Source organism: Chitinophaga silvatica, assembly GCF_003419895.1.
In the GTDB taxonomy this organism is placed as follows: domain Bacteria; phylum Bacteroidota; class Bacteroidia; order Chitinophagales; family Chitinophagaceae; genus Chitinophaga; species Chitinophaga silvatica.
On sequence record NZ_QPMM01000007.1, the window covers coordinates 192,064 to 213,884 of the forward strand.

The following is a 21,821-nucleotide window of genomic DNA, read 5'->3' on the forward strand; positions in this document are numbered from 1 at the left end:
AATTATTTCTCATGAAAAAGATGCTCTTTCGATTAAGTGGGGTAGCAGTAATGATAATACTGTTCTTGTATGCTGGCTGTAAGAAAGATAGCGGATATTATGAACACCAGAATATTGTCCGCGAATTTGCCGGTAACACTTACGATCTGTTGAAGAGTCAACCTGGTGTTTATGATTCTTTTCTATACGTTATTGATAAAGTTGGATTAACAGATAGTTTGAAGGAAGGTATATATACTGTATTCGCCCCTACCAATGCAAGTTTCCAGGAAGCTATTTCAAATATGAATAACCTCCGGAAAGCCCAGGGAAGACCGTTATTATATCTCTCTACTTCTCCATTGTATCAGTTAGACTCTATGGTTTCCACCTATCTGATTCCAGGAATTATCCCTTCAGATAGCATGTCGGGGCAGGATGGGATTGATTTCTATAGCAGATACAACTTTATGATGCATGGAAGATATAAAAGTACCCGTTCGGAAGGCTATGTGGAAGGTGGCCCTGGTGTTATTGAATTCAGTAATACCAAAGGAGTGATTTATATCCGCCAATGGAGTACAAGTAATACCGTGGCTGTTGATATCAAAACTTCCAATGGATTGGTAAACGTAATGGACCGGAATCACATTTTTGGTTTTGATGAATTTATTGGCCGTATTAATCCAACGTTGCCTTCTCCATATTATGGCTATCCGTTACCAATACCTGGTACAATCGGGTTTGAAATATTCGACAAAGGTGGTGAATCCGTTGCATATCACGATAACGACCCTACGAATAATGGAGGAAAATTCAGACCACGTGAAGGGGTAGATATTGAGGATTCAGGAAATGGAGAAAATGGTTATGATGTTGGATGGACCAACTCCGGCGAGTGGTTGAAATATACTGTATTCATCAACGAAGCTGGAAAATACAGACTGTCTATCCGCGCTGCTGCCAACAGATCGGCTGCCGAAGGTGGTGGTACGCTTCACCTCGAGATAGACGATAATCCTGTTACTGGTGGTATTAAGATCAAAGGAACCGGCGGTGACCAGAACTGGGTTGAAAATGAAATTATTACGAGAGACTTACCCGCAGGAAAACACGTACTGAAAGTAAGCTATGACCTTGCTCGTTTTAATCTCCGCTTTATGCGCTTCCTGCCATTAAGTAAGCATTATCCGGTTCCGGGTACCATACCGGTTGAAGAATTTGACGAAGGAGGAGAAGGAGTAGGATACCATGATTCCGACGCTAGTAATAATGGCGGTAAATATAGGCTTAATGAAGGGGTAGATATCTCTCAAAATAAAGAAGGTGGTGGCTATAACGTTGGGTGGACTAACGATAATGAGTGGATGAATTATACCATAAATGTATTAAAAACCGGAGAATACTACTTCACTGCAAGAGTGGCGAGTCCTAATGCTCCGAATGGTAATAACCGTTTCCATTTCGAAATAGATGGACAAAATGTAACTGGTTCAATGACCTGTCCTAATACCGGTGGATGGGATGCATGGACAAATGTTACCACTAACCAAACTATACATCTGGAAAAAGGAATTCATGTAATGCGATTCTTTGAGGAGAATGGCAACTATAATATCAGGTCTTTTACGATTAGCGAATTTAAATGATGAAAGTTATGTCAAGATTCCAAAAATATAGTTTCATCGGTCTGCTTACTACATTGGTAGTAGCACTGGGTGCCTGTAAAAAATGGCTGCCGGAGGATTTGGATTATATCAGCCCCAAAGCAGGATTTGTTCAAGTACTTTTTAATCCAACCTTGGGCCGTACTACCGTGTATTCACGTGTATTTAATACAGATAATTCAACAACGCCCCTGACGTTCAAAATTGTAAATGTTCGTCTTCGCGGTACAGGCGAACCTACACACGACTTCGAGAAAACGGTTCCGGTATGGGTATGGACCAGGTCTTACACTGGGGATGAGAAATCTGTTGCAGAGATAGATGCTAAGAGAAAATTGGAAAACCATCAGGTTTTTGAGATCAGAGAGAAATCCGGTGATTTCATTTTATGGAATGCTGCAGATAGCACAATGCTCCGTCAGTTACCAGATCCAGGTTACTTATTTGATGTGGTAGTATCCAACTCTGGTGGTACGAATACGTACAAAGACCTGACCCTTACTCCACAATGGGGAATTCCTTATAGTCCGGATGATGATGTAAATCCACTGACAGGTAAACCAATGGAAGAAAAAATTAAGGGTAGCAGTGATACCACTAAAACTCAATTGAAGTATATCCATCCTGTTGTCTTCAATATGCTGGGGGATAGTACAGAGCTGCCAATCAAGAGCGATAGTGTTAGGGTGATGTTTCGGAAAACCGGGGATGGAAGTTCCTTAACCTTTAAGTTCTTAAATAAGGATTCGCTTCTAATGAATCCTGCCAATTTTAACAGAACCGGGCCTTTAGATAGTCTGCTACACGGATTCAATGTTAAAGCTACCTCTACGTATATCCGTTACGATGTAGCTTATCCAATACCGGTAGTTAATTATCCTACTCGCTGGACAACCGGAGATGGCAGACAAACCAAGGTTGAATTTGCATTTGATAGAAAAGGATTTGGTGGAAGTATTCAAAGGGGATATCTGGATTTCTCCTTCGCCATATATCAGAAAGGAGATTGGGAAGTGATCTTCTTCTTTGCAAGTGATACTCCACGATTCAGAGATGAATGATCCAGGTATCTATATTGAATTACATTCTGAAAAAAATGATCTGGTGTTATGAAACCAAATAAATCTACAATTCTTTATAAAATCCGCTTATCTGCCAAAATTGTATGCTGGATGCTTACAATGATGCTACTTACGTTGGTGGGATCTGCGCAGCAGGCAAAAGTTACAGTTACTGGTACCGTAAGCGAAAAGGAAACAACTGAAGCAATGATGGGGGTGGGTATCTTAGAGGTGGTTGGAAAAACAACTAAAGCGATAGGAGTCACAGATGCGAAAGGAAATTTCTCCGTTCAGGTATCCCCTGATGCATCCCTTGTATTCCGCTTTATAGGATATAAGGAATATACTATAAAAGTCGGACAAGGCAGGCGCCTGGATATTCGCATGTCTGTTAAAGAAAACAAACTTACAGAAACAGTAATCATCGGATATCAGAGTAAAACCAGAGAACTTACTACTGGTAGCTCTATTCTGGTAAGTGGTAAAGATCTGCAGGATGTACCGGTATCCAACGTAGAACAATTATTGCAAGGTAGAGTACCGGGGCTGAATATTCAGAATAATACAGGTTCTCCCGGTGGTAGAGGTATGGTTGCAATCCGTGGTCTTTCTAATATTACCGTTACCGGTAGTGGTAGCAATTCCTTCCTTTCGCCAACTTCTCCTCTTTATGTAATTGATGGTGTGCCTGTTGATGCAGATGCTAACTTTACCTACGGATTCCAGACTCCCGGACCTGGGGTTAGCCCTCTGTCTCTTATCCCGCCTGAAGATATTCAAACCCTTGAAGTACTTAAAGATGCCCAGGCTACTGCATTGTATGGCTCCAGGGCGGCTTATGGTGTTATCGTTATTACTACCCGTCGTGGTAGCTCCAAAGTTCCGGTAGTACGATACACGGGTAACTACTTTATGGATACTCCTCCGAAGTTAAGAGAAACAGTGGGTGGTAACATGGAAAGACAAATCAGGATTAAAGAGATTATGCAGAATGGAAATTATAGCGATTGGTTGAAAATATCTCAAACTCCATTCCTGGCCGATAGTCTGAATCCTTATTACAATAGCTCAACTAACTGGCAGGGTATTTTTTACCGTACTACATATAACCAAACACATGATATAAATATCAGCGGTGGTGATCCAACGTTCAATTACAAAACAGATCTTTCTTATTTCCACCAAAACGGTGTTATCAGAAATACAGGGTTCGACAGATATTCTATTAACACTAATATGAATTATCAGCCAACTCCTAAACTGAAGGTTTTTGCTATGCTAAACACGCAGGTTGGTAACAGGAAGTTAGGTAGTGGTAATGGATTATTACAAACCGGAGTTGCCAACAATGGGCAAACTTCTTCACTGATGCCTGATCCATCTTTCTTCTTAAGTTCGTCTGACCTGTTAGGTGCACTGGAAGTACAGAATAACAACAAAACCCTGAATGTTACCACTACTATAGATGCCAGTTATCAATTGATAGATGGACTTAGTATGGGCTCTAACATTAGTTATACTTACGCTTCCAATACCACCGATAAATTTACTCCTGCCGCCGCAAATAGCGACTACTCACAGGTAGAAGCATATGACGACAGAAATTTTACGCTGTATAATCGTAATAGCCTTACCTATTTCAAAAGCATCAACAAGAAGCACAACTTCACGTTAATGGGCTTTAATGAAATATATAACAGAGGTATGCAGGCCAGAATAATACGCCAGGAACGTATGCCTAACGATCAGTACCAGGGGCCTTTAGGCTATGGTAAGGATGCATCAAAAGGAGGTGGATTATTAGGGAACTATTCTCAGGGCCATACAGCTTCGTTTGCCGGTACATTCTCTTATAACTTTAAGCAGAAATACGTATTGGATGCAAGTTATCGTATGGATGGTACTTCGGCTACCGGGTTTAAGGATCCTTATTCTAAAAATCCTTCTATTGGTCTGAGGTGGAACTTTAGTAAGGAAAATGCGTTGATAGACAAAAACTGGCTGTCGTATGGTTCATTGCGCGGAAGCTGGGGGCAAAACATTGTACCAATGGCAGATCTGTTTGCAATCTATGGTACATATGCACCTAATGGTACTTATAACGGAAATCCAAGAATTGGTTCCAACTTCGATCAGATGCCTAATCCAGATCTGAAACCTACTACCACAACTCAGTATAATCTAGGTTTAGAGTCAGGATTCTTCAAAAGCAGAATTGAAGTAATATTTGATATGTACTACAAGTCAGTGCTCAATCTTCTTCGTAGGAAGGATTTGCCTGATATAACCGGTTTCAAAAGTGTAATTACCAATGAAACTTCGCTGGTGAATTATGGTTATGAGCTGGCATTGACTTTCAGACCTATTGTTAGTACTGTTCAATGGAGCATCAGCCTGAATGGTGCAATGAATAAAGACATCCTAACCCGTCTGCCTGGTGATGCCCGTCAGTTGATTCAATCTGAAAATAATCAAAACATCGTTTACCGGGTTGGTAGAAATTCATTGAGCAATTATCTGTTAACTACTAAAGGAGTATATGCCAATTTAGATGCGGTACCAGTTGATCCGGCAACCGGATTAAGGTATCATACTTTGGATGGAGTATTCTTTAAAGCCGGAGATCCATACTGGGAAGACAGAGACGGCAACTATATTCTGGATAACAATGATTACACAATTGCCGGTAACTCACAACCATTGATAACAGGTGGTGTGCAATCGGTACTTAACTATAAGAATTTCAGTTTTACTATCAATGCATCCTATACTGCAAAAAGAGATATCATCAATGATGCATTGGTACAAAGATTACAGTATCTGGGCCAGCCATTTGACCAACGTTCGATTGTTGATTTCAATTCCATTAATTACTGGAAAGCATATGGCAATGATGCATCTTACCCTAATCCTTTCGATTATACAAGAGCTGGTGCCGTTCAACCATTCAGAGGAGATCAGACATTATTCCAGGAAGATGGTTCTTACTTCAAAATCAACACAATCACAATTGGATATATACTGAATAAAAATCTGACGCACAGATATGGACTCAATACTGTGCGCTTTTATCTGACTTGTAATAATGTAAAAACGTTTAGCAATTATTCTGGTCCTAACCCTGAAAACGTATCTGCGTTGGGAAGAGATCAGTCTAATGGTTATCCTATCCCTCGTTCCTGGAACTTTGGGCTTAACGTACAGTTTTAAGATAATTTTTACCTAAAAGAAATTGAACATGCATCGCAAGATTATCTGTTTACTAGCACTGCTGCTGATCGGACAAAGCAGTTGCAAGAAATTCCTGGACGTAAAACCATTGGACAAACTTTCAGGAAATGCTTTTTTACAAACAAAGGAAGATGTTGAAAATAATCTTTGGGATACTTACGGATTACTACGTGATAAATTAGGGTCCTGTCCTTTTCTGCCAAATGCAGGTGATGTCAGATCCGGAATGATGGCGGAAGCGCCGGAAACTAAAGATCGTAACTACGTACACTTTGTTTCGCAAAACGACCTGGCCACATTTATTGCTCTACGCGGTAATGACGGATTGTATCATTGGGGAGAGCTTACAAAATGGCAAGGGTTTTATAAAGTGATTCAGGCAGCCAATAACCTTTATTATGAGCTGGGAGTCAGAAAAATTGGGGGCGCAACGGATGCCCAGATTAAAGGATTTAAAGCTGAAGCTGTATTTCTGCGTTGTATCTCTTATTGGTTGATGATCAGAGTATGGGGAGATGTTCCTTATTTTACTGATGCCTATCATATAGATCCATTACCCAGAGAAAAGATGGTTACAGTGGCAAAAAATTGTTTGGATGATCTGATGAAAGTAAAAGATGATTTGCCATGGACTTATAATAATGCAGCCTATGTTGGTGTAAGAGCAACTAAAGGGGCCTTGCTGACTTTAATTATGGAGCTCGATGCCTGGAATGCAGGATTTGATAAAGCAAATGCTAAAAAATATTTTCAACAATCAGTTGATGTCGGAACAGAGCTGGTAAATAGCAAACAGTATGATTTGCTCCAGTTAAGCGAATATCGCCAGTTGTTTCAAGGTCGTACTAAAGAAAGTTTGTTTGAAATAGCACAGAACTCAAACTATAATGAAATTATTCGTTATAATACTTTTTCAGATTTGGTGTTACACTTCCCGTATAAACGACCTGTGGCAACCCACCAATGGAGCTATTCATATTACAGGGCATCTTTTCTGACAATGCTTTTCCCTCCCGGATTACCAGATGGTAGAGTGCAGGCCTGGTTTGATGAAAATATGTTTGCAGACAATGGAGATTTCCAATATCTGAAGTTTATTAATGTCTATGCAATCACAGATCAGGAAGATTATAACCCGGATGGTAATGTAATTATTTTCAGATATGCTGATGCGTTATTACTACTGGCAGAAGCCCTGGCTGAAGTAGGAGGAAGAGATGATGAGGCAATGGCAAAAATGAACCTGGTGAGACAACGTGCGTTAGCTTCTCCGGTAACCGGAGTAACAGGGGATGAACTTAAAGAAGCCATTTTTGCTGAAAGAGCCAGAGAATTAATGGGAGAAGGGCACTATTACTTTGATCTGCTCCGAACCGGTAGAATCTTCAGTGCAAAATGGTGCTATTATCCACTTACCCAGCTGCAATTTGATCAGGGAGGATGGACCTGGCCGTTGGATGCTTCTGTGCAAAATCAAAATCCGTTTATCCAACTTAACACCTTTTGGTTAAAGTAAAAATCAGCAACTATGCGTTTACGTAAAAAATATCTATTAATCCTGATCATTGCAATTGCGGGCATTTCAGCTTGTCAGAAAGAGAAGGATTATTATCTCGATTCCGGACTTGCAAATCCATATTTTAAAGGATCGGTGCTAGACTATCTGAATGCGCAACCATTTTTGTTCGATTCGGTAGCTACGGTTGTGAATCTGGCAGGTATGGATAGTCTTTTTAAATCTGATAAAATTACTTTCTTTTCACCAACTGATTACAGCATTAGCAATCTGATTATTTTCACAAATCAGGTTTTATATACTAATGGATATGACACTATCCGTGCTTTAAATGAGATACCAGCTCCAATTTGGAGAAAATATTTGAGTTGCTATCTGTTTCATGGTGCAAATCAGCTTAAAGATTATCCACAGATCGATTACAATTTATTAATCAATTATCCGGGTCAGACCTATTATTCCTGGGATAAACAACCAATGAATATCGGAGTGATTTATAATGATGCCAATGGTGTGAAATATGTGGGATACAGGCAGCTGAGTCTGGCATACATACCTGATATATCAAATCCAACGCAGGGATGGAAATATTCTTACGTAGCATCCTGCAATATATTAACAGATAATGGAGTAGTACATGTACTTAGTTCCCAACACGCTTACTTTGGTTTTGACCCTATTAAGTTTGCATTGGATGTACAGGCTGCAATTAATTCATCTGGTAAATAATTTATTAAACGTTATGCAAAAGAGCCGTAATAATTGTTACCTGTTGTTGATGGTGTTGAGCTTTCTCATTCTAAACAGCAGTTGTACAACAAAAGATAAAGTTTATTCAGATCCGTATGCAGGTGGCCGTCCGGCATTGGGAATTAAAATGAGTACAGATTATCCGGAACCCAGACTGGGAGCTCCCGGAAGTATCGTAAAATATAAAGCTACAGGGCTGGTGCCTTATAAGAATTCCATCACCTTTTTATTGAATAATGAGGTAGCTGAAATAGTAGGCATCGATAGCACAGGTATTCAGATCAAGGTGCCGGAAAATGCCAGCACCGGCGTTGGTGCAATTTCAATTGACGATAGAGTGGTATTCGGACCTGTATTCCGGGTAACAGGTAATGTGTCTGCAGATAATACATTTAAAGCTCAGGTTGGAGCAGATAATTATATCAGTGGGGTACTGCCATTACCAGATGGGCGCATGATCTTAGTAGGAAGTTTTTCCGACTATGAAAAGAAAGGAACAGTAAAGCCTCTGAACCGTATCCTGCTTACTTCTAAAGATGGAGAGCTGGATCGTTCCCTCGTTACAGAAAATGGTGTAGGTGGTTACCTGACCACTATTGCCACCCTGCCTAATGGAAAATTTGTAATCGGAGGTGGTTTTTCTTCCTACAATATCCATCTGGGTGAAGTTAGTAACATAACAGTTCTTAACACTAATGGTACTTTGGATAGTATGATTGTAAGAACCTTTATGGATCAGGATACGGTTCCTGCTTTCAATGGAGGTGTGGATGGAAGTATCTCTAAATTATTTACCCGGGGGAATATGATAACGGCGGTCGGTAGTTTTAATTACTATCTGCAAAGGGTGTACGGATATGGCGATTATAGAGGACGACGCGACTCACTGGCAATAGATTCAGTTAGAATTAAGAATATGGTACGATTCTTTGCCGACGGGTCTCTGGATTCCTCTTTTAATTATAATCTGTTAACACATAAAAGCTATGACGGACCAAATGGGCCAATAATCGATGCATTGATGCAGGATGACGGGAAGGTAATATTAGTAGGTCGTTTTACTAAGTATAATAATGAGACAGTAAATAATATTGTGCGCATCAATGACGACGGGAGTATAGACCGCACTTTTAAAACCGGTAACGGCGCAGATCAGTACATTTCATCTATCAAATATAATAAAGCTACCCGCCGCTTTACGCTGGCGGGAGCTTTTAATGTCTTCGACGGACATGAACAGAATGGCCTAGCCCTGATCAATGAAGATGGTTCATTGGATAATACATTTAAAGGAGCGACGAAGAATAATATAGATTCTTATGTTTTTGCCTCTCAGCTTTCGAATGGCTGGCTTGTGGTTAGTGGTTATTTCAGAAGTTATGGCGGAGTTCATAGAGGGAACTTTATGATCCTCGATCAGCAAGGTGCATTATTGAAAGGATATAATACCAACGGTGACCTGGAAGGTGTTGTAACTAACGTACTGGAAACAAAGAATTTTTCGGGTCAGATACAACTCTTGCTCACAGGTGGTTTTAGCAAATTGGATGAACAACCTGTAGGTAACATTACCAGGCTTTTATTAAAATGATTAATTCCCAGAACATGCAGAAATATAATTGGATATCGAAAGGAAGAACACTGCTGTTGCTTACACTAAGCTCCGTACTTTGGATGGCTTGTAATAAAGGGTTTGAAAGAGTTTTGCCCCCAGGCAATAACAATGATACAACCAGAGCGATCATCAAACAGGCTAAAGTTTTGATGGTGATACTCGATGGAGCAAGAGGACAATCGGTTCGCGATTTAAACAGCACTAATATCTCAGCACTTACAGATCATTCCATCTATGCCTGGAATTCTATCTCTGATGCAGATATCAATAGCTATACTACCTACGCAGATATATTTACTGGTGTTACAAAAGATAAGCACTCAGTAGGGGCAGATCTTAATAATACCAACTTAAAGAATTTCCCTTCATTCTTTAAATATATTAAAGCCCGTCAACCATCCATAAGAATTGCCACTTATACAACGGTTGATGGAATCGGAGATAAAATTATCACTGATTCAGATGATAACAGGCTGTTTGCTAATGATGATAACGGAGCAACCCAGGCTGCACTCACGGAATTGGGAAATGATAGTGCCGGTGTAGTGGTGGTACAGTACAGTAACATTAATAAACAAGGAAAGCAGTTTGGGTATGACTTATCATCTCCCCAATATAAAAACGCTTTGTTACAGGCTGATGATGATTTAGGAAAGATGCTGAATATCATAAAAGCGCGTAAATCCTATCTTCAGGAGAAATGGATGGTGGTTGTAATGTCGAGCCATGGCGGACCTTTTGCTATTTCACCAGACGACGATGACCATACTATTTTAAGTAATCCTGCTGTCAACAACTTTGTGCTTTATTATACCCAGGATTATCTCCCATCCTTTATAGATAAGCCTTACACCGGAAATCGATATATCGGTAAAGCGGTACACTTAGTTGGGAATGATGCGAATGCTGTATATGCAACAGTTAATGATACAAAAAACTTTGACTTTAGTGAAAAACAAAGCCTGACTATAGAAATGAAGATTAAAGTGATGCCAGGGGCAAATGGAGACTATAGTTACTCCAATACTTCCATCCTGGCTAAAAGAGCTTCACTTGATGCAGGAATTGTAGGATGGGCGATTGTATTGAATCAGAAAGGCTGGCAAATAAACATTGGGCAGAATGCGCCAGGAAGAACCAATAATATTATTGTAGGTGGTGCTGATATAAGTGATGGAAACTGGCACGATATCGCGGTAGCTATCGTAACGGATACGATGAATAATAATTCACGTACTGTAAGAACATATACAGATGGAAAGGCCAATAATACCTCAGATATTACCGGTTCCGGCAATCTAAATAATACAGCTCCCCTTACATTGGGGTACCTTCCTTACATAGGAAGTTATCCTGCTCCGGATGCCTATGTTACAGAAGTTAAGATTTTCCTGGCTGCAGCAACTGATAAGATTATATCAGATTATGCCTGCCAGACATTTATGACAAAAAGCCATCCGTTGTATGATCAGTCGATCGGCTATTGGCCGGCAACCGATGGGCAGGGCGCAATACTGAAAGATCAAAGTGGTTCGGTGGCTAATTTGCAGATTCATGGAACCTATAGCTGGCTTGGATTTAATAACCTCATCTGTCCTGCCGCTCCAAATAACGTAGCTCAAACTATGCCACAGTCTATAGATGTATGCCGCCAGGTAATGGACTGGTTGCAGGTATCCGTAGATCCACGCTGGAATTTAGATGGGAAGGTATGGACTACCCGTTATGTAAGTATGAATAATAACTAACCAGATTACCTTAAAGATATCAGGATGATAAATACTAAAATATTCTCTTTACCATTGCTACTGGCATTTGTTGCTATAGCTAACCAATCCTGTAAAAGGGATGATATCAAGGGAGAACAAATTAATGTACAAAAGGTTAATGCTGCCCTGTCAAGCAACAATGGCGTAATTAGCATCCCGGCAGGAGATACCAGTTACACAAAAGATGCACTGACGGTAGATATTCCCATGAGTATACAGCTCTCTGATGCTGCCCCTTCAAGGTTTGATATTGGTATTGGTGTTAACAACGATACCATTAACAATATGATTGCTAACGGAACGCTCAACAATGCTGTGCTACTTTCAGCAGAAGAGTATTCCTTGCCTTACCTGATTAACATCCCATTTGGGGTCGACAAAGCAACCTTCTCATTAAAAGTTAATCTGGGAGCTTTTGAAAAATATTATGGTAAAAATCTGGTGGTGGCAGTAGAGTTGAAAGATCCATCAAAAAATAATGCACTGGATGAAAAGAAGAAAACAGTAATTGTTCAGATCAGTACAACCGCCATTGTACCAATAGATCAGATCCATTATGTCTACTTTACTGATTATGGTAAGACGATTAGCGTACCAGTAGATAAACCTAAAAACTACACCGTAGGAATAGGCATTCTGCAGGTACCATTAAGCGTGAGTTATACCAGTACAGCAGGAAAATCGTTTTATTTGAAATTAAGCCCTAACCAGGATACCGTTTCAAAACTGATTACTGCCGGAGCACTACCCAATACAGTAGCTCTTACGGGGGCCGACATCACCCTTCCAGATTCCATTGCCTTCAAAGACTTTAATAATTCACTCAGCTTCCCGGTAAATGTAAATCTATCATCCCTATTGGTAAATCCCGGGAAGAAAGCAGCATTGGCAATAGACCTTATAGATCCGAGTGTTTATAAGCTCGACTCGGCCAGGCGTACAATGGTTGTAGTTGTAGATCCCGAAGGGTTGAAGTATAACCCTTACTATGGAACACCGTTGCAGCTCCCTGCTGCCATTGGTAGCTCAGTTACACTGAAGGCCGCAGATTTCGATCTGGGTGGTGAAGGCTGGGGATATCATGATGGTACCCCTAATAACATTCCGGGAACATACCGTCCGAATGAAGGTGTAGATATTGAAAATAACGGAGGCAACATTGGTTTTACAGAAAATGGAGAGTGGTTAAAATATACCATCGAGGCCCCGGTAGATGGAGAGTGGGATATCGCCATCGCTATTACTACTCCTAATGGCGGCGACAGAGGATTGCATGTTGAAATTGATGATGTAAACCAGACAGGCAGAATTCCATTTACCAGCACTGGTGGCTGGGGTAACTGGACTTACCTGCATGGCACATTGAAAATGACAGCAGGTAAACATCTGATGAAATTTGTTTGGGAAACAGGAGATACTAACTTAAGAGATTACATATTTACCAGAAAGAAATAGTTCACTATACGCAGCACCTCTCTTCAGTCGAGCGCACAGAGATGGTGCTGCATTAGCATAATTGTTTATTATTCGACCTGATATGTATTGCCGGCCTTTCCAGGCTGGCATATTTTTTTTAGCTACCTTTCCGTAAAAATGCCAGAGAACCCATTTGACAGCATTGAAGACCCACAACTTAGCCCTTTCCTTAAAGGAAAGTCAGATCAAACCTTAGCTCTGCTTAAAGGGTTTTATACCGCCTGCGCCAATTTAACTCCCGTAGCTATAAGAACTACTAAATCAATGATTAGCATAGGTACACCTTCTGGTCAGGTTTGGGTAACACAGTTAGGAAAGAACTTTGTGCATATTATTTTCCCGTTTAAGGAACCGTATCACGACAATCTTTGCTTTACAAAAATTGCGCAAGTGCCTGGACAGCAACAATATAATCACCATTTCAGGATGTACCAGTTAGACGATGTAAATGAAGAAGTAACTGTCTTTCTTAAACGAGCCCTCATAAATTAAACAAGGTAGTTCCCATATTGTTACAGATAAGGGATAAGTAGTAAATTCATATAACTGAAAAGTACCGCTTATGAATGCGCATTTTCGCCAGGGCTCCAGAAATCTGATCGAAACGATTCTGGTATTGCTATTGTTACTAGGCTTGCTGATAGCGCTGTATAAAGTATTACATATTTTTTTCGGAGTACTAACCTTTGCATTGATCTTTTCAGTGTCTTTCCACCCATTATTCGAAAAAATGGTTGTGAAGATGCAGGGAAGGCGGAAGTTGGTAGCTGTATTATATGCAATTATTCTCGTTGCTATCATTGCTCTACCTGTTACTTATATCATCAGTGCCATAAGCACACACATGCGGGATATTGTTGACTGGATCAATGATACCCGGCAGAATGGCTTGCCGCCTTTGCCTTCCTGGTTAATAAATATTCCTTATCTGGGACCGGATATTAATTCCTTCTGGCAGAATTTGCGGGAGAGTCCGCATGCTACTATTACGGGCCATGAAAAACAAGTAGGCGTCATTGTTAGGCATGTGATTAGTAGTGGTGCCGGCATTATAGGCGCTGCAATTCAATTGGTAATAGGGATTATTATTTCAGCTTTCTTCCTGGTAGGAGGTGAGAGTGCAGTCAGACCTGTTAAGTCCACTATTCAGCATTTATTAGGAAAGAAAGATGGAGAAGAGCTGCTGGATGCTACCATTATGGCTGTTAAAGGAGTTTCTATTGGAGTAATGGGAACAGCATTTATTACAGGAATTGTATCTTGGATTGGATTTGCTATTGGCGGAGTACCTTTTGCATTAGGGTTATCAGCACTTGTATTCTTCGTTGTACTAATACAGATAGGCCCGCTTATCATTTGGATTCCGGTAATGATCTGGATGGCAACCCAGGGGCATCCGGGTATGACCTTGTTTTTAATCATCTACGGGGTTGGATTACAAATAGGGGAGGCTATTTTAAAGCCTTTACTGATTGCTAAAAGTGGTAAATTGCCATTTCTGGTTTTGTTTCTGGGGGTGATTGGTGGCCTGGCGGCCTGGGGATTTACAGGGATTTTTAAAGGAGCCATAATTATGGCCGTATTCTATACCGTATTTAATTCCTGGCTGGCGGGTAAAAGCGAACCCCAGTCAGCAGACTAATTGAGTAATTATGAAAGCCGCATCGGTCAGCGATATAAAAAAAGAATTACAGACTTTACCACCAGCCAGTTTGATGGCTTTATGTTTGCGGTTGGCAAAATTTAAGGCGGATAATAAAGAATTACTATCCTATCTTCTGTTTGAAGCTGATGATTTACCAACATATGTAGAATCTATTAAAACAGAAATTGATGAAGCATTCAGAGAGATAAGTCACGATAAATCTTACCTGGCGAAGAAGAAATTAAGAAAAACCATCCGTATAACCAACAAGTATATACGCTATGTAGGTAATAAGGAAACGGACGCAGAGTTACTGTTATACATCTGTCAGAAGATGAAAGCATCAGGGATGGTAAACAATAGAAATGTTCAGATTCAAAATCTCTATATGCAACTGCTAAAGAAATCTGTTAAAGCTATAGATAGTTTGCATGCCGATCTGCAATACGATTATATTAAAATGGTAAATCAGTTAGATACAGATTTGTAGCATTAAATCAAAATGAGTATTTTTCAGAGTAAGATGACAGTTATAACAGAAACCAAACTTTTGCAATTGCGCAGCTTTGCGGCTTCCGATGATCATTTTGTTTTAACGTTACTCAATACTCCTTCCTGGCTGAAGTTCATTGGTGACAGGAAAGTGAGAACCCTAACAGATGCTCAGCGTTACATTATGAATAACCTGCTCAAAATGTACAAGGAGCAGGGATATGGTGCCTGGGTTGTAGTACTGAAGGAAACAAATACACCTATCGGAATTTGTGGCCTTTTCAAACGTAGATACCTGGAGCATCCCGATCTGGGATTTGCTTTTCTCCCATCAGCTGAAGGTAAAGGTTATGCCTATGAGATCACCAAGGCCACATTGGAGTATTCTCAACAGGAGCTTAAACTACCGTTGGTTTATGCTATCACTCAGCCAGAAAATCAAAGGTCTGTAAATTTATTGAATCGATTAGGCTTTGCTCAGCATGGTACTATTCAACCTCCGGGTGAAGATTCACCCCTTTCCTTATTCAGAAAACTGCTATTTGAAGGCGTACAGCTATAATTAAAAATGATCTCGTAAACCCGAGACCATTTTTAATTTATTCAGATATTTGAAGATGAATTTTTTGTTTTCAGCGTACGTACCAATGCCCAGGCAAGTACTCCTATGCACAAGACCACAAGCCCTATTCGTAAATAAGTAGCAACCGTTATCGATAAGGTTATACCGGTTCCAATTGCAATATAGGCGGCCAGGCAAATTGGGCATTTAGGAATCAATACCAGCGTAATTCCCGGGATTAGCCAGCTTACAGATTTCTTTACCCGCTTTACAAAACCGTTGGCGCCTGTGGTGCTTGTGGGCTTGCTATTACGTATGCCCGTTTTCGTATGGCAAGCGCAGGATGATTTCATTTTGTGATTATTTAGAACTACAACAGGAACTGTCTGAATTCATTTTGCTATAGCTGTCGTGCCGTTTAATATACTTGGATAAATCGCCAGGTTTCCTGCCTAAAGGTGTTACATCAAAGTAGTCGAATGCAGTTGCAAGAAACTCGGTTCCACGAGCATATGCAGAATAGGTGTGATAGATCTCACCATTCTCATCCTTATAAAAGACACTTATGCCTGGAAGGTCTTCCCAGTGAATTGACGGATTTTCAATAGTTTCATAATTATAGATAATATTACCCTTGGCAAGATCCACAGGCCGGAATGAAGCATTGAAATCATAGTTAAAATCACTGTGCTCAGACGATACCCAGTTGAACTTCCAGCCCATTCTCTTTTTATAGGCATTGAGTTTTGCTAATGGAGCTCTGGAGATGGCGGTAATTGAAACATCATTGTTTTCCAGATGTGCCAACATTCCATCAATGCTATCTGCACCAAATGAGCAGCCAACACAGCCTTCAGCATCATTGGGGCCAAACATGAAATGCTGAACAATCAGTTGAGAGCGACCATCAAATAAATCACTTAAACCAACAGTACCATCAGGGCTATTGAATGTATAGTTCTTTTGTATTTTTACCCAAGGGAGCTCCAGTCTGGCTTTGGCTATTTCATCATGAAGCCGGGTAAGTTGTTTTTCTTTTATTAACAGTTTCTTTCTGGCTTCCAGCCATTCGGATTGTGTTACTGTTTGGTGGGTTTGACTGGGTTTAACGTTTTCATTTATAAAACCAGTCGCAAGATTATTACTCATGATTTTTGCATTTTTGATATAATACAAATGTCATAAGTTCATTTGATTTTGTATGTCTGTGAATGCGCCTTTTTATGGGGGTATTTATGCCATTTTGTTTAGGATGAATGGTAATTGTTAATTGAGGAGGTTTGTATAAATTTAACCCCAATAATCTATAAACTGCTATATGAAGAAACCATGTTTACTGGCATTCCTGTGCTTAACCGGCATTATTTCCAGTGCCCAGGAACTGTACATGCCCCGAAATATTCGTAAGGCTTATGAGAAAAATACAAGATCATTAACCGGCGCTCCCGGAAAGAATTACTGGCAAAATAAAGGAATCTACCAGCTAAACATCAATGTAAATCCACCTACCAGAAAAGTAACAGGTCTCACTACTATTGATTATGTCAATAATAGTCCGGATACCTTAAGAAAATTAGTATTGAGGATGATTGTCAATATTCACAAGCCACAGGCCACAAGATCGGGCTATGTTGCAAAGGATTATCTGACTAATGGGATGACAATAGATAGCCTGGTAATAGACGGTCAGACTATACCTTTCGATAACGATATTGGAACAGTTGCCAATATAAAACTGAAGCAACCTTTACTACATGGTAATCATGTAAAGCTGGCCATTAAATACCATTACGATTTGTCGTTATTAAGTGGGCGTGAAGGTATGCTGGATGCAACTACTGCTTTCCTCGCCTATGCTTATCCGAGAATTTCGGTATACGACGATTATAATGGCTGGGATGTTCTCGAACACTCAGATAGAGCTGAGTTTTATAGCGATTTCAACGACTATGATGTTAATATCACGGCACCTAAAGACTATGTTGTTTGGGGAACAGGAAATCTATTGAACCTCACAGAGGTATTACAACCTGAAATTGCTACCCGACTGAAAAATTCATATACCTCAGATAAGGTAATACATATTGCAGACAGGTCCGAAATGGCACAAGGGAAAGTGACCCGCCAACAGGAATGGAATACCTGGCATTTTTCAGCTGATAATATTGCTGATGTTACCTATGCAGTTAGTAAAAACTATGTATGGGATGCTGCAAGTACTGTTGTAGATAGCAGCACAATGAGAAGAGCAAGTGTCCAGGCTGCTTATAACGATACGGCAACAGATTTCCATCATTCAGTCACCTTTGGCCAGCACGCCCTGAACTGGTTTTCGCATAACTGGCCTGGAGTGCCATATCCGTTCCCGGTTATGACAGCTGTGCAAGGTTTCGCGGATATGGAATATCCGATGATGGTAAATGATGAGTCGGTAGGTGATGACCTGCCTTTTGCTCAATTTGTACAGGACCATGAAATTGCTCATACCTGGTTCCCGTTCTATATGGGTACCAATGAAACCAGGTATGCCTTTATGGATGAAGGCTGGGCCACTACTTTTGAATACCTGATTGCTATTGCCGAAAAAGGTAAAGAGGCGGCAGATGCAGCATATAGAGAGTTCAGGGTTGCCGGATATATCAATAATCCGGCAACTGAAGAAGATCAGCCAATTAATTCTATGTCAACCCAGGTTAGTGGTGCGGGATATAGCCATAACTCCTATGGAAAAGCATCCCTGGCCTATCTGGCATTAAAGGATTTACTGGGAGATAGAGATTTCCGTAAATGTTTGCATGCCTATATGAATAACTGGCATGGAAAACACCCTATGCCATGGGATTTCTTTTATTCTTTCAATACGGCCTATGGACAAAGCCTTAATTGGTTCTGGAATAATTGGTTTTTCAGTAATAATTACATCGATTTGCGCATTGTTTCTGCAAAGCAGCAAAAAAATGAGTTAAATCTGGCTATTAAAAACGTAGGTGGATTTGCTATTCCTTTTGATGTTGTGATTACTTATCGTGATGGAAGTTCTACAAGCGTTCATCATACACCTGTTATCTGGAAAGATAAAGCAGCAGTGAATTTAAAGCTGCCTGTAAATAAGCCGGTAAAGGAAGTAAGATTGCATGGCAATCTGTTTATGGATGCCACAGAGCAGGATAATACAATAACTTTATAAGTATTTAAAGAATGGATTTTTAAGAAGATTTTTGATCAGACTATTTCAAAAATCTTCTTAAAAATTCTTCAAATTAAACATCCGTTATAAACCTTTGTCCTTACTGTTTTTTCCCGTAATTTTACCCCGCCGAATAATAAATGAGTTTAAGTTAATTTTGATCAACCAGAACGGGGTCTGTTGCATGTTATGAAATGAAGCGATAATGTTGCTTAAATTTAAAGATAGCTGTGCCCTTTAGTGAATTCCGACATGAATATTTCCTCAAAAGTCCTGATAATTTTGTGGGGCGTTATACTTCTGCTAACTGTTCCGCATATACCCGTGCAAGCACAGGGTTTGGTTTTCTCTTCCTTTGAACAGGTTCAGGAGAAGAGAACCTCTCTAATGCTTAATGAAAACGAACCGCTGTGTTTGAGTGAGAATGCAGCTATTGCATTCCAGTTTAGCTTTTTCCCCGACAGGTCTGTTTACTACGGGTATTTGTTAAGAATGATCAATAATCATGGGCAGAACATAGATCTTATTTACAATCACCTGCATCGGCAGTTTAATGTTGTTTCGGGTGGAACTTATTTAAATATATCTTTTCAGATAGATTCAAATCTTTTGTTCAGAGACTGGAACACCTGTAAACTAAAATTCAATGGTTCCAGGCTAAGCGTAGAAGTAAATGAACAAGCCGTAGGAAATTCCGAATTGACGTTACAGGATCACTGCTTCCATATTTCTTTTGGGGCATGCCAGGTAAATAATTTTAAGAGCAGCGACCTGCCCCCGATGAAAATCAAGGATATTAGTCTTTATCAAAAAAATAAGCTTTGGGCTTATTGGCCGTTAAGAGAGCTGAAAGGAGACAGGGCTACAGATAGTATCGGAGGTCGTAGAGCTGAAGTGAGCAACCCGATTTGGGAAACTCCCTTACATCAGCAATGGCAATTATTACAAGCTATTACTGTGAAGGGGAATGCCAGTTATACATTTAACCCGGCAGAGGAAGAGGTATACATGACAGGTTCAGATAGTATACATCGCTATTTATTGAGGAATCATTCCCTCGTTGCTGATGCGCTGTCCAAACCGGTATTTCTTTCCAGGGGCTTTCAATCTGTTTATCATCCTACTAATCGTACTTTATACAGTGTACATATCGATAAAAGAGAAATTATTGGTTTTCAGTATGGTAATAAAGCCTGGGATAAGCCTATAGATTCCGGCGATATAACTCAGTTCTGGCAATCCAATAAGTTTATTAATCAACGTGAAAATGCATTATATATCCTTGGTGGTTATGGGCAGCTTACCTATAAAAATCTGGTACAGCGCTGCCTTTTCACTAACAGAACCTGGGAAAATATAACCGTCAAACAAACTGATTACAAACCCCGATATCTGGCTGCCTTAGGTACAACGGCTAATGGTGATACGGCTTACATACTAGGAGGCTATGGCAGTAACTCCGGAGAGCAGATGCTTAATCCAAAGTATTACTATGATTTATTGCTGTTTGATGTCAGGAATAAAGAAATAAAGAAAATTTACACATTGCCCGAACCCCGTGAGGCATTTGTATTTGCCACCTCAATGGTGATAGATACTTCCGATAATAGTTATTATGCACTTATCTTCCCTAACGATCGTTATAAATCGGCCCTGCAGCTTATTAAAGGTTCATTAAATGAACCAATCTACGAAAAGGCAGCAGATACCATTCCCTATGCGTTCGCTGACAACCTGTCTACAGCCGATTTATTTTATTGTCCACGTAGCAACCAACTACTGGCGATTACTCAACTTACCAATAAAGATAGATCCACTGATATAAAAATCTACTCCCTGGCCTTCCCTCCTCAACAATTATTGTTGAGCGAACAAGTGGCTAAACAACGGACTTCTTTTGCAATCGGTTGGATTTTACTGGTTATCGTAGCAATCCCTGTTTTGTATTTTTTTCTCAGAACCAGAAAGCATTCGGTCAATAAAGTTATCTCCGATGAGGTAATGGTAAATGAACCTCCAGAGGCATTCAGAGAAGTTGAAATGGTTATTCCTAAAGAGAAAGAAACTGAAGTTAAGGCACAATTGCATCTGTTTGGTGAGTTTAGAGTGGCAGATAAGAATCAGAATGCCCTTACACATCTTTTCTCTCCGCTAGTGAAGGAAATGTTTTTGTTGATTGTAATTCATACGGCCAGAACAGGTAAGGGAATTTCTACAGAAAAGCTATACGAGATCCTATGGCATGATAAATCGGAACGTGATGCCAGGAATAATCGTTCTGTTAATATGGTGAAGCTAAAAGGTGTACTTGAAAAGTTGGGAACAGGGGTTATCCTGCGGGAAGATAACAGATGGAAGTTTGAATATGATCCTACCTTATTAAGGGTAGATCTCGAGACTTTTTACTCACTGATAAGAGCAGAGAAATTAGACTATAACAATCTGCAGGCCTTACTGGCTATTATTAAGGATGGAACCTTCCTTTTCAGAACAGAATATCCATGGTTAGAGGATATAAAGTCGGAAATCTCTTCCCAGGCCCTAGATATCTTACTTTTTGAAATCAATTCATTACCATCCTCAGCTTCTCCGGATACCTATATTGAGATTGCCAATGCAATTTTTGTTTTTGATCCGATTCACGAAGATGCACTTCGGTGGAAATGTAAGAATTTAATACAGTTAAATAGGTTGACTTTAGCCAAATCTGTTTACGAGAAATTCTGCAAGGATTATCTCCATATCTATGGAGAAACATTTGTCACAAGTTTCCAGGAAGTCATTTCTTAAACTATCATTTTCCACTTTTTTAGGGAATTCTGAGAATTAATTCGGGCGTTAATGCGAACGTTAATAAGTTTATTAGCGCCT

The 21,821-nt window shown here is 40.0% G+C and carries 16 protein-coding genes; 14 read left to right on the forward strand and 2 right to left on the reverse strand.

The features are described 5' to 3' along the window. Nucleotides 1-11 precede the first annotated feature (11 nt). The 12 genes from DVR12_RS14275 to DVR12_RS14330 all read left to right on the forward strand — a co-directional run bounded on the left by DVR12_RS14275 (nt 12) and on the right by DVR12_RS14330 (nt 15,763). A complete protein-coding gene (locus tag DVR12_RS14275) occupies nt 12-1,628 on the forward strand; it encodes a carbohydrate-binding protein (protein ID WP_158563272.1) in 1,617 nt (538 codons plus the stop codon). An 8-nt stretch (nt 1,629-1,636) separates the two neighbouring features. Continuing rightward, nucleotides 1,637-2,707 (forward strand): DUF5007 domain-containing protein, encoded by a 1,071-nt coding sequence (locus tag DVR12_RS14280; RefSeq protein WP_158563273.1) that lies wholly within the window; start codon nt 1,637-1,639, stop codon nt 2,705-2,707. A gap of 48 nt (nt 2,708-2,755) precedes the next feature. Next, nucleotides 2,756-5,917 (forward strand): SusC/RagA family TonB-linked outer membrane protein, encoded by a 3,162-nt coding sequence (locus DVR12_RS14285; protein WP_199417112.1) that lies wholly within the window; start codon nt 2,756-2,758, stop codon nt 5,915-5,917. Nucleotides 5,918-5,945: 28 nt separating this feature from the next. Continuing rightward, nucleotides 5,946-7,454, forward strand: a complete 1,509-nt coding sequence (locus tag DVR12_RS14290; RefSeq protein WP_116976417.1) for a RagB/SusD family nutrient uptake outer membrane protein — start codon at nt 5,946-5,948, stop codon at nt 7,452-7,454. A 12-nt stretch (nt 7,455-7,466) separates the two neighbouring features. Next, nucleotides 7,467-8,183: a hypothetical protein gene (locus DVR12_RS14295; protein ID WP_116976419.1), complete on the forward strand. Its 717-nt coding sequence runs from the start codon at nt 7,467-7,469 to the stop codon at nt 8,181-8,183. 13 nt (nt 8,184-8,196) lie between these two features. Continuing rightward, complete coding sequence (locus tag DVR12_RS14300) at nt 8,197-9,795, forward strand: DUF5008 domain-containing protein (RefSeq protein ID WP_158563274.1); 1,599 nt, start codon at nt 8,197-8,199, stop codon at nt 9,793-9,795. Nucleotides 9,796-9,809: 14 nt separating this feature from the next. After that, a complete protein-coding gene (locus DVR12_RS14305; protein ID WP_158563275.1) occupies nt 9,810-11,567 on the forward strand; it encodes a DUF4983 domain-containing protein in 1,758 nt (585 codons plus the stop codon). A gap of 24 nt (nt 11,568-11,591) precedes the next feature. Continuing rightward, nucleotides 11,592-13,043: a carbohydrate-binding protein gene (locus tag DVR12_RS14310; RefSeq protein WP_116976425.1), complete on the forward strand. Its 1,452-nt coding sequence runs from the start codon at nt 11,592-11,594 to the stop codon at nt 13,041-13,043. Between the two features lie 138 nt (nt 13,044-13,181). Next, on the forward strand, nt 13,182-13,556 hold the full coding sequence (locus DVR12_RS14315) for a hypothetical protein (RefSeq protein WP_116976427.1): 375 nt from the start codon (nt 13,182-13,184) through the stop codon (nt 13,554-13,556). A 70-nt stretch (nt 13,557-13,626) separates the two neighbouring features. After that, nucleotides 13,627-14,706, forward strand: a complete 1,080-nt coding sequence (locus DVR12_RS14320) for an AI-2E family transporter (RefSeq protein WP_116976429.1) — start codon at nt 13,627-13,629, stop codon at nt 14,704-14,706. A gap of 10 nt (nt 14,707-14,716) precedes the next feature. Beyond that, nucleotides 14,717-15,199: a hypothetical protein gene (locus DVR12_RS14325; RefSeq protein ID WP_116976431.1), complete on the forward strand. Its 483-nt coding sequence runs from the start codon at nt 14,717-14,719 to the stop codon at nt 15,197-15,199. A 12-nt stretch (nt 15,200-15,211) separates the two neighbouring features. After that, nucleotides 15,212-15,763 carry a GNAT family N-acetyltransferase gene (locus DVR12_RS14330; RefSeq protein ID WP_116976432.1) on the forward strand — a complete coding sequence of 184 codons (552 nt, stop codon included), beginning with the start codon at nt 15,212-15,214 and terminating at the stop codon, nt 15,761-15,763. Nucleotides 15,764-15,804: 41 nt separating this feature from the next. On the opposite strand, the gene DVR12_RS14335 is transcribed toward DVR12_RS14330, so the two are convergent. Together DVR12_RS14335 and DVR12_RS14340 are read right to left on the reverse strand one after the other, a co-directional pair. Further along, nucleotides 15,805-16,116: a hypothetical protein gene (locus DVR12_RS14335; RefSeq protein ID WP_116976433.1), complete on the reverse strand. Its 312-nt coding sequence runs from the start codon at nt 16,114-16,116 to the stop codon at nt 15,805-15,807. Nucleotides 16,117-16,123: 7 nt separating this feature from the next. Beyond that, nucleotides 16,124-16,912, reverse strand: a complete 789-nt coding sequence (locus tag DVR12_RS14340; protein WP_116976435.1) for a DUF899 domain-containing protein — start codon at nt 16,910-16,912, stop codon at nt 16,124-16,126. A gap of 169 nt (nt 16,913-17,081) precedes the next feature. Here DVR12_RS14340 and DVR12_RS14345 point away from each other — a divergent pair, with 169 nt between their 5' ends. After that, nucleotides 17,082-18,950, forward strand: coding sequence for a M1 family metallopeptidase (locus DVR12_RS14345; RefSeq protein ID WP_116976436.1), 1,869 nt, complete (start codon nt 17,082-17,084; stop codon nt 18,948-18,950). 252 nt (nt 18,951-19,202) lie between these two features. Further along, nucleotides 19,203-21,740, forward strand: a complete 2,538-nt coding sequence (locus DVR12_RS14350; protein ID WP_116976437.1) for a kelch repeat-containing protein — start codon at nt 19,203-19,205, stop codon at nt 21,738-21,740. Nucleotides 21,741-21,821: the final 81 nt, after the last annotated feature.

What these genes read in the sequence shown, in the direction of transcription:
- DVR12_RS14275 (WP_158563272.1), top strand. Translation starts at nt 12, where the DNA reads ATGAAAAAGATGCTCTTTCGATTAAGTGGGGTAGCAGTAATGATAATA.
- DVR12_RS14280 (WP_158563273.1), top strand. Translation starts at nt 1,637, where the DNA reads ATGTCAAGATTCCAAAAATATAGTTTCATCGGTCTGCTTACTACATTG.
- DVR12_RS14285 (WP_199417112.1), top strand. Translation starts at nt 2,756, where the DNA reads ATGAAACCAAATAAATCTACAATTCTTTATAAAATCCGCTTATCTGCC.
- DVR12_RS14290 (WP_116976417.1), top strand. Translation starts at nt 5,946, where the DNA reads ATGCATCGCAAGATTATCTGTTTACTAGCACTGCTGCTGATCGGACAA.
- DVR12_RS14295 (WP_116976419.1), top strand. Translation starts at nt 7,467, where the DNA reads ATGCGTTTACGTAAAAAATATCTATTAATCCTGATCATTGCAATTGCG.
- DVR12_RS14300 (WP_158563274.1), top strand. Translation starts at nt 8,197, where the DNA reads ATGCAAAAGAGCCGTAATAATTGTTACCTGTTGTTGATGGTGTTGAGC.
- DVR12_RS14305 (WP_158563275.1), top strand. Translation starts at nt 9,810, where the DNA reads ATGCAGAAATATAATTGGATATCGAAAGGAAGAACACTGCTGTTGCTT.
- DVR12_RS14310 (WP_116976425.1), top strand. Translation starts at nt 11,592, where the DNA reads ATGATAAATACTAAAATATTCTCTTTACCATTGCTACTGGCATTTGTT.
- DVR12_RS14315 (WP_116976427.1), top strand. Translation starts at nt 13,182, where the DNA reads ATGCCAGAGAACCCATTTGACAGCATTGAAGACCCACAACTTAGCCCT.
- DVR12_RS14320 (WP_116976429.1), top strand. Translation starts at nt 13,627, where the DNA reads ATGAATGCGCATTTTCGCCAGGGCTCCAGAAATCTGATCGAAACGATT.
- DVR12_RS14325 (WP_116976431.1), top strand. Translation starts at nt 14,717, where the DNA reads ATGAAAGCCGCATCGGTCAGCGATATAAAAAAAGAATTACAGACTTTA.
- DVR12_RS14330 (WP_116976432.1), top strand. Translation starts at nt 15,212, where the DNA reads ATGAGTATTTTTCAGAGTAAGATGACAGTTATAACAGAAACCAAACTT.
- DVR12_RS14335 (WP_116976433.1), bottom strand. Translation starts at nt 16,116, where the DNA reads ATGAAATCATCCTGCGCTTGCCATACGAAAACGGGCATACGTAATAGC.
- DVR12_RS14340 (WP_116976435.1), bottom strand. Translation starts at nt 16,912, where the DNA reads ATGAGTAATAATCTTGCGACTGGTTTTATAAATGAAAACGTTAAACCC.
- DVR12_RS14345 (WP_116976436.1), top strand. Translation starts at nt 17,082, where the DNA reads ATGAAGAAACCATGTTTACTGGCATTCCTGTGCTTAACCGGCATTATT.
- DVR12_RS14350 (WP_116976437.1), top strand. Translation starts at nt 19,203, where the DNA reads ATGAATATTTCCTCAAAAGTCCTGATAATTTTGTGGGGCGTTATACTT.